The sequence below is a fragment of the Sphingomonas sp. GW821-FHT12D09 genome (assembly GCF_058807215.1).
Genome location: NZ_JBXAQL010000001.1, coordinates 1,534,133 through 1,549,183, shown reverse-complemented (window position 1 = coordinate 1,549,183; position 15,051 = coordinate 1,534,133). Strand labels below are relative to the sequence as shown.

General features: G+C 66.7%; 14 protein-coding genes and 1 tRNA gene. 11 read left to right on the top strand and 4 right to left on the bottom strand.

The window, feature by feature from the left end; all coding sequences use genetic code 11:
- Positions 1 to 13 precede the first annotated feature (13 nt).
- The 4 genes from AC1RPL_RS06875 (at position 14) to AC1RPL_RS06860 (ending at position 2,396) form a co-directional block, all read left to right on the top strand.
- Positions 14 to 325, top strand: a complete 312-nt coding sequence (locus AC1RPL_RS06875) for an accessory factor UbiK family protein (protein WP_493068505.1) — start codon at positions 14 to 16, stop codon at positions 323 to 325.
- A 102-nt stretch (positions 326 to 427) separates the two neighbouring features.
- A complete protein-coding gene (locus AC1RPL_RS06870) occupies positions 428 to 931 on the top strand; it encodes a type III secretion system chaperone family protein (protein WP_493069096.1) in 504 nt (167 codons plus the stop codon).
- A gap of 44 nt (positions 932 to 975) precedes the next feature.
- Complete coding sequence (locus AC1RPL_RS06865) at positions 976 to 1,725, top strand: pyrroline-5-carboxylate reductase family protein (protein ID WP_493069095.1); 750 nt, start codon at positions 976 to 978, stop codon at positions 1,723 to 1,725.
- Positions 1,726 to 1,787: 62 nt separating this feature from the next.
- The gene (locus tag AC1RPL_RS06860) at positions 1,788 to 2,396 is read left to right on the top strand and encodes a hemerythrin domain-containing protein (protein WP_493068504.1); all 609 of its coding nucleotides are present in this window, start codon (positions 1,788 to 1,790) and stop codon (positions 2,394 to 2,396) included.
- 119 nt (positions 2,397 to 2,515) lie between these two features.
- On the opposite strand, the gene AC1RPL_RS06855 is transcribed toward AC1RPL_RS06860, so the two are convergent.
- Positions 2,516 to 3,148, bottom strand: coding sequence for a TetR/AcrR family transcriptional regulator (locus AC1RPL_RS06855; protein ID WP_493068503.1), 633 nt, complete (start codon positions 3,146 to 3,148; stop codon positions 2,516 to 2,518).
- 97 nt (positions 3,149 to 3,245) lie between these two features.
- Between AC1RPL_RS06855 and AC1RPL_RS06850 the strand changes: the two genes are divergently transcribed.
- Positions 3,246 to 3,911, top strand: coding sequence for an O-methyltransferase (locus AC1RPL_RS06850; protein WP_493068502.1), 666 nt, complete (start codon positions 3,246 to 3,248; stop codon positions 3,909 to 3,911).
- 36 nt (positions 3,912 to 3,947) lie between these two features.
- On the opposite strand, the gene AC1RPL_RS06845 is transcribed toward AC1RPL_RS06850, so the two are convergent.
- Complete coding sequence (locus AC1RPL_RS06845; RefSeq protein ID WP_493068501.1) at positions 3,948 to 4,433, bottom strand: MarR family winged helix-turn-helix transcriptional regulator; 486 nt, start codon at positions 4,431 to 4,433, stop codon at positions 3,948 to 3,950.
- A gap of 68 nt (positions 4,434 to 4,501) precedes the next feature.
- Here AC1RPL_RS06845 and AC1RPL_RS06840 point away from each other — a divergent pair, with 68 nt between their 5' ends.
- From AC1RPL_RS06840 to AC1RPL_RS06830, 3 genes are all read left to right on the top strand, one after another.
- Positions 4,502 to 5,599 (top strand): branched-chain amino acid aminotransferase, encoded by a 1,098-nt coding sequence (locus AC1RPL_RS06840; protein WP_493068500.1) that lies wholly within the window; start codon positions 4,502 to 4,504, stop codon positions 5,597 to 5,599.
- A 23-nt stretch (positions 5,600 to 5,622) separates the two neighbouring features.
- Positions 5,623 to 5,697, top strand: a tRNA-Gln gene (locus AC1RPL_RS06835).
- Between the two features lie 169 nt (positions 5,698 to 5,866).
- Positions 5,867 to 7,213 (top strand): tyrosine-type recombinase/integrase, encoded by a 1,347-nt coding sequence (locus AC1RPL_RS06830; protein WP_493068499.1) that lies wholly within the window; start codon positions 5,867 to 5,869, stop codon positions 7,211 to 7,213.
- A 238-nt stretch (positions 7,214 to 7,451) separates the two neighbouring features.
- Here the strand turns inward: AC1RPL_RS06830 and AC1RPL_RS06825 are convergent, their stop codons facing one another.
- Together AC1RPL_RS06825 and AC1RPL_RS06820 are read right to left on the bottom strand one after the other, a co-directional pair.
- Positions 7,452 to 8,810: a sensor histidine kinase gene (locus tag AC1RPL_RS06825; RefSeq protein ID WP_493068498.1), complete on the bottom strand. Its 1,359-nt coding sequence runs from the start codon at positions 8,808 to 8,810 to the stop codon at positions 7,452 to 7,454.
- Positions 8,803 to 9,474 (bottom strand): winged helix-turn-helix domain-containing protein, encoded by a 672-nt coding sequence (locus AC1RPL_RS06820; protein WP_493068497.1) that lies wholly within the window; start codon positions 9,472 to 9,474, stop codon positions 8,803 to 8,805. Before AC1RPL_RS06820 ends, AC1RPL_RS06825 begins: the two co-directional genes overlap by 8 nt.
- Positions 9,475 to 9,680: 206 nt before the next feature.
- On the opposite strand from AC1RPL_RS06820, the gene AC1RPL_RS06815 reads away from it, so the two are divergent.
- Genes AC1RPL_RS06815 through AC1RPL_RS06805 form a run of 3 tightly spaced genes read left to right on the top strand, consistent with a single transcriptional unit; the run spans position 9,681 to position 15,048 of the window.
- A complete protein-coding gene (locus AC1RPL_RS06815) occupies positions 9,681 to 10,973 on the top strand; it encodes a TolC family protein (protein WP_493068496.1) in 1,293 nt (430 codons plus the stop codon).
- Positions 10,970 to 11,998, top strand: coding sequence for an efflux RND transporter periplasmic adaptor subunit (locus AC1RPL_RS06810; RefSeq protein WP_493068495.1), 1,029 nt, complete (start codon positions 10,970 to 10,972; stop codon positions 11,996 to 11,998). The genes AC1RPL_RS06815 and AC1RPL_RS06810 overlap by 4 nt, the downstream gene beginning before the upstream one ends.
- Positions 11,995 to 15,048 carry an efflux RND transporter permease subunit gene (locus tag AC1RPL_RS06805; RefSeq protein WP_493068494.1) on the top strand — a complete coding sequence of 1,018 codons (3,054 nt, stop codon included), beginning with the start codon at positions 11,995 to 11,997 and terminating at the stop codon, positions 15,046 to 15,048. The genes AC1RPL_RS06810 and AC1RPL_RS06805 overlap by 4 nt, the downstream gene beginning before the upstream one ends.
- Positions 15,049 to 15,051: the final 3 nt, after the last annotated feature.

Here is a 15,051-nt window from a genome sequence, read left to right as displayed (position 1 = left end):
AAGGAATATCGAGATGCAGACCGACAACCGCCTGTTCGACGATTTCGTGAAGTTCGTGAACGGCGCGGCTGGCACGCTGGCCGGCGTCGCCCGCGAGACCGAAGGCGCCGCGCGCGAGCGCGCTCGCGAGTGGATCGGGGGCATGGACTTTGTTTCCCGTGAGGAATTCGAGGCCGTAAAGGCGATGACCGTGGCCGCGCGCGACGAGAATGATGCGCTCAAGGCGCGCCTCGCCGCACTCGAGGCACAGCTGGGCGGTGCGAACCCCGCCACAGCCGCACCCAAGGCACCGAAATCGCCTAAAAAGCCTGCAGGACAAGCATAACACCTTGTCCACAGCTTTTGCGCAGGGTTGTGAACCCCGCGCTTGTGCGGGCCCGATGCGGTTGGCAGATTCTGCCCAAGCAATCCGGCCCCAGTGGAGAAACTGATGCTCGACGAAGCGGAATTCGACCGCGACGACGCAGCCCCTATCGACATGCTCGAAAGCTATTTCGCCGCGCATGGCTGGACGCACAGCCGCGACGACGACGAGATCGTGGCGAAGGTCAAGGGAAGCTGGACGGAGTATGAGCTGCGCGCGATCTGGCGCGAAGATGATGGCGTGCTCCAGTTCCTCGCCTTCCCGGACATTCGCGTGCCCGACGAGCGCCGCCTGGCGCTCTACGAAGCCGTGGGCCTGGTCAACGAGCAGCTCTGGATCGGCCATTTCGAGCTCTGGTCGCAGAGCGGCATCCTGCTGTTCCGGCACGCCGCGCTGATCGACGGCGACGAACCGACGCTCAGCCTGGCCCAGGCCGAGCTGCTCGTGGAAAGCGCCGTTGACGAGTGCGAGCGCTTCTACCCCGTCTTCCAGTTCGTGCTGTGGGGCGGCAAGACCCCGGCCGAGGCGCTGGCCGCCGCGCTGATCGAAACGCAGGGCGAAGCGTGAAGCCGATTCCGCCAGCCAGCCTCTGGCTGGTCGGTTGCGGCAATATGGCCGGCGCGATGCTGCGCCGCTGGATCGAGGCGGGGACGATTGACCCCACCCAGGTCTTCGTCGTCAATCGCCAGGACCGCGAACTCCCCGCCGGCGTGCGGCAGGGCAGGGAATTCCCCGCAGGGCCGCTGCCCGACGCAGTAATGCTCGGCATGAAGCCGCAGCAGCTCGACCTGATCGCCGAAGCGCATGGCGCCCGGATCGCTGGCGTGCCGTTGCTCCTCTCCATTCTCGCGGGCGTGGAAGTCGCCACCCTGGCCGCGCGCTTCAAGGCGGGCATGATCGTCCGCGCCATGCCCAATTTGCCGGTTGCGATCGGCAAGGGCGTCGTCGCGCTGCACGGCCGCCACAGCTACCCCGCCGATGCGCTGATGCAGCCGCTCGGCCTGGTCGAGTGGATCGCGGACGAGAAGCTGTTCGACGTGGTCACCGCGCTCGAAGGGTGCGGCCCCGGCTTCGTCTATCGTTTCATCGATGCGCTCGCGGCTGCGGGGTCATCGCTCGGCCTGCCAGAGGATCAGGCCCAGCGCCTCGCCGTTGCCACGGTAGAGGGCTCCGGCCTGCTCGCTGCGGCCTCGGGCGCGCCGCCGGCGGTGCTCGCCGACCGCGTCGCCAGTCCGAACGGCTCGACCCGCAAGGGACTCGACGTGCTCGACGCAGGCGATGCGCTGAAGAAGCTGATGCTCGCCACGCTCGATGCATCGGCGCGGCGCAACGCCGAAATGGCCGCCGAAGCGCGGGGCTGATCGGAACGCCCGCTCCATTCCACCGTTGATGCGCCGACAGCGTAACCAATGGAGGCGTGAGCATGACGACCACCACCGCAACCCGTGACAAGAGTGGCCGCTTCACTGGATCGAAGCGGACCAGCACATCGCACAATCTCGGCGTCATCGGTGCCGCGGCCGCTGGCGGCGTGGCATTGGGCTTTCTCGCGCTGCTCGGCCGCAAGGCGGCGGTCCAGGCGCCGAGCGTGCTTGCCGGGAACTGGGACGAAGCGCTCGCCACCGAGCACGCCGCAGTGCGCAAGGTGTTCGACCAGATCGAGGCGACCGACGAGCATTCCACCACCAAGCGCAACCTGCTGCTCGCGCACTTGAAGCATGCGCTGATGAAGCATGCGGTGGAGGAGGAGAATGTCATCTACCCGGCACTGCGTGAGGCCGGGCAGAAAGTGGGCGCCGATGCGCTCACCAAGGAACATGGCTACGTGAAGCAGTATCTCTACGAGCTTGAGAACATGCCCACCACCTCGCCCGACTGGATCGCCAAGGTCCGCCAGTTCCGCGCCGATATCGAGGAGCATATGGCGGAGGAGGAAATGCGCCTCTTTCCGATGCTGCGCGCCCAGTTGAGCGACGAGAAGAACAAGGCACTGACGCTGACGATGAACAAGGAAGGGTTCAAGGTGGCTTGATTTTAAGGCCCTCCCCTTCAGGGGAGGGGTTTGGAGTGGGGGAGTCTCATCGAGACTGCCGCCTGCGATAGGCTGCGATAGGCCCCACCCCAACCCCTCCCCGAGGGGGGACTTTGAAGTCACCGCCCCGCCAGCTTCTCCAGATACGCACACAGCATATCCGCCACCGCGTCCGACCAGGCGGCGATCTCCGCCTCCGTGCGCGGTGTTTCCGAGAAGCTGCTGCCCACCTGACTGAGCGTGGTCTTGATAAGAGTCCCCGCTAGTATCCGCGCCTCGTCGCTGACGTCCGGCAGAGCCTCGCGCAAGAACCCGCGGAAGATCTGCGCATTCTCGGCCTTGGCCGCGATCGCCTCGGGCGCGTCGCGGTAAAGCGGAGCGGCGTCGCTGAGGGCAGTACGGATCGCCGCTTCCTCGCATTCGGACTGGATGAAGGCATGGACCAGCCGCCGTACCCGCGCGGGCGGCGGAGTCGCGCCATCTTCCAGGATGCTCCGCAACAGCGCCGAGGTTCGCCGCCACTCGTCACTCTGCAGGCGGAACAGGATCGCCGCCTTGTTCGGGAAATATTGGTAGAGCGAACCCACACTCACGCCGGCGCGCTCCGCGACTCGCGCGGTGGTGAATCGCTGCGCGCCTTCCTTCATCAAAACCTGAACAGCCGCATCGAGCACCGCCTCGACGAGCTGGTGCGCGCGCGTCTGCTGGGGCTGTTTCCGCGAGGCGATGCGGGTGCTGCGAGGAGTGGTCATGCGGGCTCTAGGCCAATACGAATAGTCAAAACTGACGAACTAGTCGTATTTTCCGGGTCGGCAAGCAAGTCCCTGCTCGCCAACGGAGAAACCCAACATGACTACGCTTTCGAGCGCCCCCGTGGCGCCCCTTCTCGCGCGCCTGTTCGCCGAGGCGGACGCCAACCCGCCGGCGCGCAGCGCCGCCTTTGCCGGCACCACCGCCGAGGATCACCGCGCGATGATGCGCAGCAAGACCGAGTATCGCGATTTCTACGCCAGGCTCGGCGATTTCGCCCTGCCGATCTCGCCGGAAGTCGGCGGCCTGCTGTACATGCTGGTGCGCGCCACGCGTGCGATTTCGATCGTCGAGTTCGGCACGTCCTTCGGCCTGTCGACGCTGCATCTGGCGGCGGCGCTGCGCGATAATGGCGGCGGCCGGCTGATCACCAGCGAGTTCGAACCGGGCAAGCTCGCCCGCGCCAAGGTCAATCTCGCCGAGGGCGGCCTGGCCGACCTGGTCGAGTTCCGCGAAGGCGATGCGCTGGAGACGCTGGCGATCGACCTGCCCGAGACGATCGACCTGGTCCTGCTCGACGGCGCCAAGGCGCTCTATTCGGACATCCTCGACCGGGTCGAGAGCCGCCTGCGGCCGGGCGCGATCCTGATCGCCGACAATGCCGATTATTGCCCGGAATATCTCGAGCGCGTCGGGTCGATAGCGAACGGGTACATGTCGATGCCGTTCAGCGACGAGGTGGAGCTGTCGATCCGGCTTGGCTGATCGGCAGGCGCGGGGCTTCGGCCCCGCGCGGCTCGCTCACCTCCCGAGCGCCGCCACCACTGCGCGCTCCTCGTCGGGCACCAGCCCCTCGAGCACTGCCCAGAAGCCTCCCACGGCGCCCTGGCCCGCACTCGAATAGGCGCCTGCCATCTTCTCGCGCAGCGCGTCGAACAACTCGCCTTCCAGCTTCGCACCGGCGGGCGTGAGCCGCAACAGCCGCTGGCGGCGGTCGCGGTCGCCGGTGCGCGTCTCGACGAAACCGCGATCAGCCAGTTCGGTCAGCACGCGGCCCAGCGACTGCTTGGTGATCGACAGGATCGCGAGCAGCTCGCTCACCGTCAGGTCGGGCTTGCGGGCGATGAAATAGAGCGCGCGGTGATGCGCGCGGCCCAGCCCCTGTTCGGCCAGCCCGGCATCGATCGAGCGCGTCAGATGCGCATAGCCGAAATAGAGCAGCTCCACACCGCGCCGGATCTCGGGCTCGCGCAGGAAGAGGGGAGAGGCGGGAATTGGGGCAGCCATGTTGACGCTTTCTGCCACCGCGCCTAACTCGCTGCAAGCCGCTCAAGGCAGAGTCGAAGGCGAGTAAGATGGAAGACACCACGATCCTGGATTTCGAGTTCGAAGCGCACACCAACCCGGTCAGCGACACCGATCGCGCCGCGCTTCTTGCCAATCCCGGCTTCGGCAAGGTGTTCACCGACCACATGGCAGTGATCAAATATTCGACCGAGAAGGGCTGGCACGACGCCAGGATCCTGCCGCGCGGACCGATCCAGGTCGATCCGGCGATGGCCGTGCTCCATTATGCACAGGAGATCTTCGAAGGGCTCAAGGCCTATCGCACGCCCGATGGCGGCGTGTCGCTGTTCCGCGCCAACGAGAATGCCCGCCGCTTCCGCGAATCCGCCGAGCGGATGGCGATGGCGCCGCTGCCCGACGCGATGTTCCTCAACTCGATCCACGAGCTGGTCCGCGTCGATCAGAAGTGGATTCCGGAGATCGAGGGCGGCTCGCTCTACCTGCGCCCCTTCATGTTCGCCAGCGAAGTGTTCCTGGGCGTGAAGCCGGCCAGCGAATATCTATACATGGTCATCGCCTCGCCGGCGGGTGCCTATTTCAAGGGCGGCGCCCCGTCGGTGACGTTGTGGGTCTCGGAGCGTTACACGCGTGCGGCCCCCGGCGGGACCGGTGCGGCCAAGTGCGGCGGCAACTATGCCGCGAGCCTGGTCGCGCAGAAGGAAGCGATCGGCGAGGGCTGCGACCAGGTCGTGTTCCTCGATGCGGTCGAGAACCGCTATGTCGAGGAACTGGGCGGAATGAACGTGATGTTCGTGATGGACGATGGCTCGATCGTCACGCCGCCGCTGGGTGGCACGATCCTGCCCGGCATCACCCGCGATTCGCTGCTCACGCTTGCCCGCGCGCAGGGGATCGAAGTGCGCGAAGAGCGCTATTCGATCGACCAGTGGAAGGCCGATGCCCAGAGCGGCAAGCTGCGCGAGGCGTTCGCCTGCGGCACTGCGGCGGTGCTCACCCCGATCGGCAAGGTGCGTGGCCGCGGCTATGAATTCATGATCGGAAATGGCGGTCCGGGCATCGTGACGGAGAAGCTGCGCAGCGAGCTTGGCGGCATCCAGCGCGGAACCGCCGAAGATCCGCATGGCTGGGTTGAACGCGTCATCTAAGCCCGTATAAGCGCCCGCTCTGCTGGGGCGTCGCCAAGTGGTAAGGCAACGGTTTTTGGTACCGTCATTCGCAGGTTCGAATCCTGCCGCCCCAGCCAACCGAATCCTCGTGATTCGGCTTTAACACACTGAAACAGATACTAATCTCGATCAGCTGCTTCGAAATTCAGTTGGACCTAGTTGGACCGGGTTCGTCTGGATTCGACGGCTATTGTATCCCGATTTGTATCCCGATTTTTAGTGCGCTGGGGCCGGCTGGAGTCGGTTATGGCACGCAAGATCAAGGACCTGACGCCGAGCGCAATTGATGTGCTGTCGAAAGGTTGTATCCCGGATTCACAAACGCCCGGCCTTTCGATCGCCGTGCTTGGGAGCGGGAAGAAGGTCTGGAGATATTATCGTCGGCTGCCCGGCGGTGATGGCTTCCTTAAACGCACGCTCGGGCAGTTTCCCGCGCACAGTATCGCCGACGCGCGAGCTCGAGCGCGAGCATTCAACGATCAAATCGAGACGGGCGTAGATCCGAGAGAAGTCGAGCGGGCCGAAGCCGCGGAGCGCGCGGTGCAGGATGAGGCCGTACGGGCGGCCGCACTCCGCGCGACGATGACCGTGGCGAAGGCACACGAACTATACATGGTCGCTGTACGGCAGGGGCGAGCCTCGCGCGCCAAGCGGAAGAACAAGCCACGCACCATCACGGACAAGCTCTACATCTATACGACCGACATCGCGCCGGTTCTCGCCGACCGGGTGATCTATGATGTCAGTGAACGTGACCTCGTTACCCTTGTCCAGGCGAAGGGCGAGCAGGCGCAGGTCCGGGCGAACCGGCTAGCGGCCGAACTGAAAGTATTCTTCGGTTGGGCAGCATCGCTCCGCGGCACCGTCGTCGGGCTGGAATCGGACCCATCGCGGCGTCTTGGAGATCTGCGGTTTCCAGAGGAGCCTCGCTCGCGAAAGCTGAGCCTGGAGGAAATCGAATGGTTTCTGCGCGCAGTCGCGCAAGAGGAACCTGACCTTCGTCGCGGGATGATACTCTGGCTCCTCACTGCCGCGCGCATTTCGGAGGTCGTGCGAGCCCGTGCCGAGGAAGTCGTCGACGGGGTTTGGACGATCCCTGCAAGCCGCGCGAAGAACTCTATGGCCCATAGGATTGCGCTGGGCCCTTGGGGGCTGCGCTTGATGCGAACCAATGGTGAATGGGTGTTCCCCGCTGAGCGGGTCGATGGGCCGCGTCGGTCAGGATGGTACAAGGCGCGCGATCGGGTGCATGATCGAATGGAGAAATTCGCAGGGCGGAAGATCGAGCACTTCACTCCCCATGATCTCCGCCGCACCGCTCGCTCCAACACCAAGCGGCTGGACGTAGACTTCGAGACCGCCGAAGCGATGATGAACCACGTCAAGAAGGGCCTCGAGCGAACCTACGATCTCTATGAGTTCGAGGAAGAAAAGCGTGCCTGGTTCCTGAGATGGGAGAATGAGATAGTGGATCTCGCCCGCAAGGCAGGTGTCGCCGGTCTGCTCGAATGCCCCACACCCGAAACATTAAACGATAATGATCTCAACGAAGGTGGGGCATCAACCTGGGCGCGAGATGACCTTACCGGGTAGAGGCTCGTACTTCCGGTGGCAGAAAATTAAATTCGAGATGACGAAACGATTTCGCATTGGTATCGAAGAATAGGCGGATGCTTGGCTCTGCCATTTTACAAAATATCAAACTATCAATCACTTATGCTGCTTAGAAAATGAGTATCTCGAACCCTCCGCGTGAGAGCGCGCTCGGTAAAATGTAAGTGGAGATCAGGATCCAAGTGCTCGAAGGGGTGCGCTATATCAGAGCTCTCCTTCAGCCCGTCCCAGTGAACTCAACGCTGACACGCAGGCCAGGCTGCGCGTCCCCAATCTCGAGCCGGGCGCCGTGCAGATGCGCGATCGCACTAACCATCGCGAGGCCGAGTCCAGCGCTCCCGGCGCCTCGACTCGGATCGACCTGGTAGAATCGGCGGGTGAGGCGCGGATGCTCCGCGGCGGGCACCCCGGCACCGTTGTCGATGACCGAGGCGCGAAACCCTTCCTCGACCGGCTCGACCTCAACGCGAACGCGCGTGCCCGCCGGCGTATGGAGGATCGCATTCTCGATAAGATTGGCGAAAAGCTGGGCGAGCAGCTCGGCATCGCCCGATATCGCCGCTGCCTCCGCCACCGGCGCGATCAGGACATGGCCGGCATCATGCGCGACCGGTTCATAGGTCTCAACCAGTCCCTGCAGCAACGCTCCCAGATCGACCCCCTCGAACGGCGCGCGGCGGCCGCCGCCCTCGATCTGCGCGAGGCGCAGGATCGCGCGGAAGGTGGCGAGCAGTTGATCGGCCTGGGCGATCGCCGCATCGATGCCTGACACGACTTCGTCGCGCTCCACCGCCTCGCGCGCGGCCTCGAGCATCTGGCGCAGGCGGGTGAGCGGCGTGCGCAGATCGTGCGCGACATCGGTGGATACCTGGCGAAGCCCCTCCATCAGCCCGTCGATTCGCTCGAGCATGCGATTGAGGTTGCGCGCGAGATCGTCGAGCTCCGGCGCCAGCCCGATCATCGGGATGCGCTGCTCGGTGCGACCCGCCATGATTCGGTCGATCGCCGAATTAGCCGCGCTCAACCTCTTGAGGAATAGCCACGCCGCCGCCCAGCCTGCGACCAAGGCGAGCAGCGTAACTGTCACCGCCCAGGCGATCATGAACCGGATCATCTGCCCGCGGATCCAGCCGATATCGAAACTGTCGGTCGCGACGACGAGCAGGCTGCCGTCCGCCAGGTCGGTGCCCAAAGTGGCGAGCTCCTCGGGCTCGGTACGGCCGGGCTCGCGCATCGAAATCCTGCCCGAACCTGGCCTGGCAGCGGACCGGGGAATCGTGCCGATGACGCGCCCGCCCCGGGCGTCGATCAGGAGGTACAGGAAAGTGCCGTCGGGCGTGGCGGCGGTGCGCAGGCGAATCTCGTTCGCAAGGTCCGCGCGATTTCCCGCGATCAGCGACGCGGTCTCAGTCTTCAGCGCGCCGATCGTTGCCTGCTCGGCATAGCCGCCGATCTGCTGATAGACCCGGTCGAGCAGCAGGAAGGAAGCGCAGGCGAACACCGCCGCGAAGACCAGCGCGAAGCGGAAGGCGCCGCTGTTGAGCGCGCTGCGGCGCCGGGGCGCGCGTTCAGCCATCGATCCGGTATCCGGCACCCCGCACCGTCTGGATCAGTTCCTTGCCGAACCCGCGATCCACCTTGGCGCGCAGCCGGCTCATATGGCTTTCGATCACGTTGGTCTGCGGATCGAAGTGGAAGGACCAGACATTCTCGAGCAGCATCGTCCGCGTCACCACCGCGCCGGCATGCTGCATCAGATAGTCGAGCAGCTTGAACTCCTGCGCCTGCAGTTCGATGCGGGTGCCAGCCCGGGTGACGGTGCGCTTCAGCCGGTCGATGACGAGGTCGCCGACCGTGAGCGTGACTGCGATATCGGCGATCGGGGGCCGGCGCGAGAGCGCGTTGATCCGGGCGAGCAACTCGGCACCGGCGAACGGCTTGACTAGATAGTCGTCGGCGCCGGCTTCCAATCCCTCGACCCGGTCGTCTATCCCGTCCATCGACGTGAGCAGCAGCGTGGGCGTACAGATGCCCGCTGCACGCAACGCCTTCAGAACCGACAGGCCGTTCAGTCCGGGCACCATCCGATCGAGGATGAGGACGCCGTAATCCCCCTCGGTCGCCATAAAGAGCGCGTCGCTCCCCGAGCTGCACGCCTCGACCACATGCCCAGCCGCGCTGAGCATGCGCACGGCCTGGGTTCGGGTCGCCTCATCGTCTTCGAGCAGCAGCAGCTTCATTCGCCTGAGGTCCAGTTTCCGTGCCGAAAATGGGTCCGATCGCCGCCCGTCGGCAAGTTGGCGATTCCTAATGTTCGGCCAATGCTGGGCCAATAGCCATCCCTCCATAGTGCGCACCGATCGGAATGCGGGAGCGCGAAGTGAGGCCAGGCCGACTGCGATTGTTGCTCTGTGGAACGGCGTCAGCGCTGCTGGCGAGCGGTTGCGTGCCCTATCGGGCGGCCCCGCTAGCCGAGCCCGGGGCGGTGCTGGCGACGCCCGACATGGCGATCGTCTCGGCGGATGCGCAGAAGATCGACCGACCCTATCTCACGCCCGAGCCGATCGACTGGACCAGGCCGCTGACGCCCAATGCGCTGGCGATTATCGCGGTACTCGAGAACCCCGATCTCAAGGCGCATCGCGCCAGGCTTGGTGTCACCGATGCCCAGGCCTTCGCCGCGCGGCTGCTCCCCGATCCGACCTTCCAGGCCAATTTCGACAAGCTGGTGTCGGGTTCGGACCCGCTCGATGCGTTCGGCGGCCAGCTGGCGTTCGACCTCAATCAGCTGCGCACCGCCCGCGTGACGCGGCAGAATGCCGAGGCGAGCAGGCGCCAGGTGCGGCTCGATCTCGCCTGGGCCGAATGGCAGACCGCCGGCCAGGCACGGCTGCTGGGCGTACGCATCCTGGCGCTCGAGACGCAGCTGCGTCTCGCCCGGGCCAGCGCCGACTCCACGCAGGCGCTGTTCGAGCAGGCGCGCCGCGCGGCGGGGCGGGGCGACATCGCCGCCGCCGATCTCGATGCGCGGCGAACCGCCGTGACCGACGCGAGCGACAAGCTGAGCACCGCCGAGACGGATCTCGCCACCGTGCGGGGCGAGCTCAACAAGCTGCTCGGTTTCCCGCCCGAAACCGCGCTGCGGCTGACGGTGGCGCCCGAACCCGCGGTCGCACCCGCCGCGGCGACGCTGGTCGCGCAGGCGCTGGAGCGGCGGCTCGACCTCCAGGCATTGCGCGCCGGCTACGCAGTGGCTGAGGCCGAGGTGCACAAGGCGGTGCTCGACCAGTTTCCCACCCTCTCGCTCACCGTCGCGGGCGCGCGCGATACCGGCGGCAACACCACGATTGGCCCGGCGATCGACTTCACCCTGCCGCTGTGGAACCGCAATCGCGGCGGCATCGCCATCGCCAAGGCGACGCGCGAACAGCTCAAGGCCGAATATGAGGCGCGGCTGTTCCAGACGCGCGCCGAGATCAGCGCTGCGGCGGAATCGCTCGGGCTGCTCCGCCAGCAGCGCGCGGTGCTGATCGCGCAGATCCCCACCAGCCGGAATTTTGCCGAGACCTCGGCGCGGGCCGCGAAGCGCGGAGATCTCGCGCCCGCCACTGCGGCCACCGCCGAGCAGGCGCTCAGGGACAGGGAGCTGCGCCTCGCCCAGCTCGACCAGCAGATCGCCGAACAGACTATCGCCCTCGAGCTTATCTCGGGCGGCCCCAGCGAAGGATGGACCCGATGATGCGGATGACCGCGCTGCTTCCGCTCGCCCTGCTTGCCGGTTGCGGCGGCCCGGCTGCCGACGAAGGCGAAGCGGACAAGGCCGAGCCGGTCGCGCTGGTGAAGACCGCGCCAGCCGAACTGGGCGCCACGGCTTCCGAAGTCTCTTTGTACGGCGTGGCCGAGGCCGGGCCCGGCGGCGAGCATGCGCTGGTCGCGCCGGCCGAGGCGATCGTCGATCGGATCCTCAGCCCCAATGGCACGCCGGTGCGCGCCGGGCAGGTGGTCCTGACACTGCGGCCGAGCCGGGCGACCGCGACCGACATGGCCAAGGCCGCCTCTGACGCGAGCGCCGCCGATGCCGCGCTTGCCCGTGCCAAAAGGCTGCGTGCCGATGGCCTAGGCTCCGACGCCGAGATCGAGACGGCGCGCGCCGCGGCGCAGGTTGCGCATGCGACGCTCGCCAATCTCGGCATGGCGCGCGCCGGGGTGCCGCTGCGGGCGCCGGTCTCGGGCGTGGTGCAGGGGCTGAGCGCGAAGAATGGCGAGCAGCTCGCCGCTGGCGCAACTGCCGCGATCGTGGTCGCGCCGGGCAATCTGCGTGCCCGCTTCGGCGTCGATCCGGCGCTGGTGCAGCGCTTGCATCCGGGCCAGCCGCTCCAGCTCCAGAGCGTCTCGGGCGATGCGCGCGCGCGCGTGACGGTGGCCGGCATCGACAGTCAGGTCGACGCGACGACGCGGCTCTCCGCGCTCTATGCCAACCTCCCCGCCGCCTTCGCGGTCGCGCCGGGCGAGGCGCTGCGCGGGTCGCTCGTGCTGGCGCAGCAGGCCGAAGGGATCACCATCCCCTATGCCGCGCTACTCGACGATGGCGGCAAGAGCTATGTCTTCGTCGTCAGGGCCGGGGTGGCGCATCAGCAGGACGTGCTGCCGGGCAGCTCCTCGGGCGAGCGCATCCAGATCCTCAAGGGCCTGGCCAAGGGCGACAAGGTCGTCACCGAGGGCGGCACCGCGCTCGAGGACGGCGCGAAGGTGCGCGAGCAATGAGCGACGTGATGCACCGCCATGCCCGCTCCATCTGGCTGGGCGTCTTCCTGGTCACGCTGGCTGGCCTGTTCGGCGCGATGAAGCTGCCGGTCACGCTGTTCCCGCATATCGATTACCCCCGCGTCGTCGTCTCGATCGATGCCGGGGAGCGCGACGCGACGCAGATGGCCGCCGACATCTCGCGACCCGCTGAGATCGCGCTGCGCGAGATCCCCGGCGTGATCCAGATCCGTTCGACCACCAGTCGCGGCGCCGCCGAGATCGCGCTGAGCTTCGGCTGGGGCGACGACATGACCAACGCCGTGCTGGCGACGCAGGGCGCGCTCGCGACGATCCTTCCCGATCTGCCGGCGGGCACGCGGTTCAGCGTGCGGCGATCGGATCCGACGATCTTCCCGGTGCTCGGCATTTCGCTGACCTCCGACAAGCTCGACGGCGTCGCGCTGGCCCAGCTTGCCCAGCTTCGCCTACGCCCGCTGCTGTCGACCGTGCCCGGGGTCGCCGGCGTCGATGTGCTCGGCGGCGCGCCGCCCGAGATGGAAGTCGAGGTCGATCCCGCGCGGCTCCAGACGCTGGGCCTGACCCTGGCCGATGTCGCGACAGCGATCGGTTCGGCGAATAGCGTTTCCGCCGTCGGACGGATCGAGGATCGCCACCGGCTCTACCTTGCGCTGGTCGATGATCGACTGACCAGCGAGGCCGACATCGCCGCGATCCCGGTGAAGGCGAGCGCGACGCCGGGCGGAGGCGTGGTCACGCTCGGCCAGCTCGCCAACATCCGCCGTGCCCCGGCGCCGGCCTGGGTGCGCGTCACCTCGAACGGCACGAACGCGGTACTGGTCAATATTCGCCAGACGCCGACCGCCGACGCAGTGAAGCTGGCGCGCGAGATCACCGATCGGCTGAAGGGCGCCAAGCTGCCCGCCACGGTGAAGGTCAGCCCCTTCTACGACCAGTCCGAGCTGGTGACCGGCGCCGCCGACGCAGTGCGCGACGCGATCCTGCTCGGCGCGCTGCTCGCCGGCGTGGTGCTGTTCCTGTTCCTGCGCTCGTGGCGGTTGATGGTGATCACTGCGCTGCTGCTTCCCGCCGTGCTCGCCGCGACCTGCCTCGCGCTGTTCGCGCTGCACATGAGCTTCAACATGATGACTCTGGGCGGCATGGCCGCGGCGGTCGGCCTGGTCGTCGACGATGCCGTGGTGATGCTCGAGCATCTGATGCGGCGGCTGCAGGATGGCCGGGGCGAGGCTGAGCCGCCCTCGATCCTGGCCAGCGCGCGCGAGATGTCGCGGCCGTTGTTCGGATCGACGCTGGCGACGATCGTGGTGTTCCTGCCGCTCGCCTTCATCTCGGGCGTGACCGGCGGCTTCTTCAAGGCGCTGGCGGTGACGATGGTCGCCGCGCTGGGCGTGTCCTTGCTCTACGCGCGTTATGTGTTGCCGCTGGTCGGGCAGCGCTGGTTGACGCTCAAGGACGTTGAAGCCGCCGACAAGGCCGAACGGCTCACCGGCGCGCTGGCACGCTGGTACGGCAAGCTCGGCGCCCGCGTGCTTGCCCGCCCTGCTCTCGCGGCCGGCCTGACCGCGGCGCTGCTCGTGGCGGCGGGCGGCTTTGCCTGGACGCGTCTGGAATCCGGCTTCATGCCGGTGATGGACGAGGGCGGCTTCATCCTCGACTACAAGGCGAAATCGGGCGCGGCGCTGTCCGACACCGATCGCCTGCTCCGCCAGGTCGAGACAATCATCCGCGAGACGCCAGAAGTCACCAGCTATTCGCGCCGCACCGGCGTGCAGCTCGGCGGCGGGCTGACCGAGGCCGATGAGGGCGATTTCTTCATCCGCCTCAAGGGCGGCAGCCGCCGTCCGATCGACGAAGTGATGGCAGAGATCCGCGACAAGGTCGAGGAGCAGGTACCCGGGCTCGAGATCGAGACCGCCCAGCTGATGGAAGATCTGATCGGCGACCTGACCGCGGTGCCCGAGCCGATCGAGGTCAAGCTGTTCGGCGATGACGACGCCGAGCTGGCCACCTCCGCCCAGAAGGTCGCGGAGGCGATCGGCAAGATCGACGGCGTGGTCGAAGTGGTCGACGGCCTGCGCGTGGCCGGCGACGCGATCGAGATCCATGTCGATCGCGCTGCGGCGGCATTGGCCGGGCTTGATCCCGATGCCGTCGCCAAGCAGGTCGAATCGCAGGTGGGCGGCACCATTGCCACCCAGATCCTAGCCGGCGAACAGGTGCTCGACGTGCGGGTGCGGCTCCCGCAGGACCTGCGCAGCCGCGCCGATGCGCTGGGCCAGCTCCTCGTCCGCGCTTCTGATGGGCGCACGGCGACGCTAGGCTCGATCGCGACGATCCGCATCGCCGCAGGCCAGCGCCAGATCACGCGCGAGGACCTGGCGCCGTTCATCCCGGTCACCGCGCGGCTCGAGGGCAAGGATCTCGGTACCGGCATGCATGAGGTGCAGGCGGCGGTGGAGGCGCTGCATTTGCCGCCCACGATCCGCGTCGATTATGGCGGCCTCTACGCGCAGCAGCAGCAGAGCTTCTCGGACCTGATCACCGTGTTCGTCGCTGCGCTGCTGCTCTCGGCGCTGCTGCTGACGCTGCTGTTCGAGCGCTGGACCTATACGATTGCCGTGATCAGCACCGTGTTGCTGTCCACTTCGGCAGTGTTCCTCGGCCTGTGGCTGACCGGGACCGAACTGGACATCTCCGCGCTGATGGGCCTGACGATGGTGGTCGGCATGATCACCGAACTCGCAATCTTCTATCTCGCCGAATTGCCCGTGGATGCATCGCTGTCCCTTGAGGCGCTGCTCGAGGCGGGCAGGGCGCGGTTGCGGCCGATCCTGATGTCGGCCCTGATAGCTATGCTCACGCTGCTGCCGCTGGCGCTCGGCATCAGCCGTGGCGCCGGGCTGCAGGCTCCGCTCGCCACCGCGATTATTGCTGGGCTCCTTATCGGAGCGCCGCTGGTGCTCGCATTCCTGCCGACGCTGCTGTTCGCAATGACGCGCCGGCCATCGACCAATCAAAACGGGGAGTAAGGC

Coding starts and splice junctions, on each gene's coding strand:
- AC1RPL_RS06845 (WP_493068501.1), bottom strand. CDS start 4,433: ATGGCTGCCCCAATTCCCGCCTCTCCCCTCTTCCTGCGCGAGCCCGAG.
- AC1RPL_RS06825 (WP_493068498.1), bottom strand. CDS start 8,810: ATGGCTGAACGCGCGCCCCGGCGCCGCAGCGCGCTCAACAGCGGCGCC.
- AC1RPL_RS06850 (WP_493068502.1), top strand. CDS start 3,246: ATGACTACGCTTTCGAGCGCCCCCGTGGCGCCCCTTCTCGCGCGCCTG.
- AC1RPL_RS06875 (WP_493068505.1), top strand. CDS start 14: ATGCAGACCGACAACCGCCTGTTCGACGATTTCGTGAAGTTCGTGAAC.
- AC1RPL_RS06810 (WP_493068495.1), top strand. CDS start 10,970: ATGATGCGGATGACCGCGCTGCTTCCGCTCGCCCTGCTTGCCGGTTGC.
- AC1RPL_RS06855 (WP_493068503.1), bottom strand. CDS start 3,148: ATGACCACTCCTCGCAGCACCCGCATCGCCTCGCGGAAACAGCCCCAG.
- AC1RPL_RS06865 (WP_493069095.1), top strand. CDS start 976: ATGGCCGGCGCGATGCTGCGCCGCTGGATCGAGGCGGGGACGATTGAC.
- AC1RPL_RS06860 (WP_493068504.1), top strand. CDS start 1,788: ATGACGACCACCACCGCAACCCGTGACAAGAGTGGCCGCTTCACTGGA.
- AC1RPL_RS06820 (WP_493068497.1), bottom strand. CDS start 9,474: ATGAAGCTGCTGCTGCTCGAAGACGATGAGGCGACCCGAACCCAGGCC.
- AC1RPL_RS06840 (WP_493068500.1), top strand. CDS start 4,502: ATGGAAGACACCACGATCCTGGATTTCGAGTTCGAAGCGCACACCAAC.
- AC1RPL_RS06805 (WP_493068494.1), top strand. CDS start 11,995: ATGAGCGACGTGATGCACCGCCATGCCCGCTCCATCTGGCTGGGCGTC.
- AC1RPL_RS06830 (WP_493068499.1), top strand. CDS start 5,867: ATGGCACGCAAGATCAAGGACCTGACGCCGAGCGCAATTGATGTGCTG.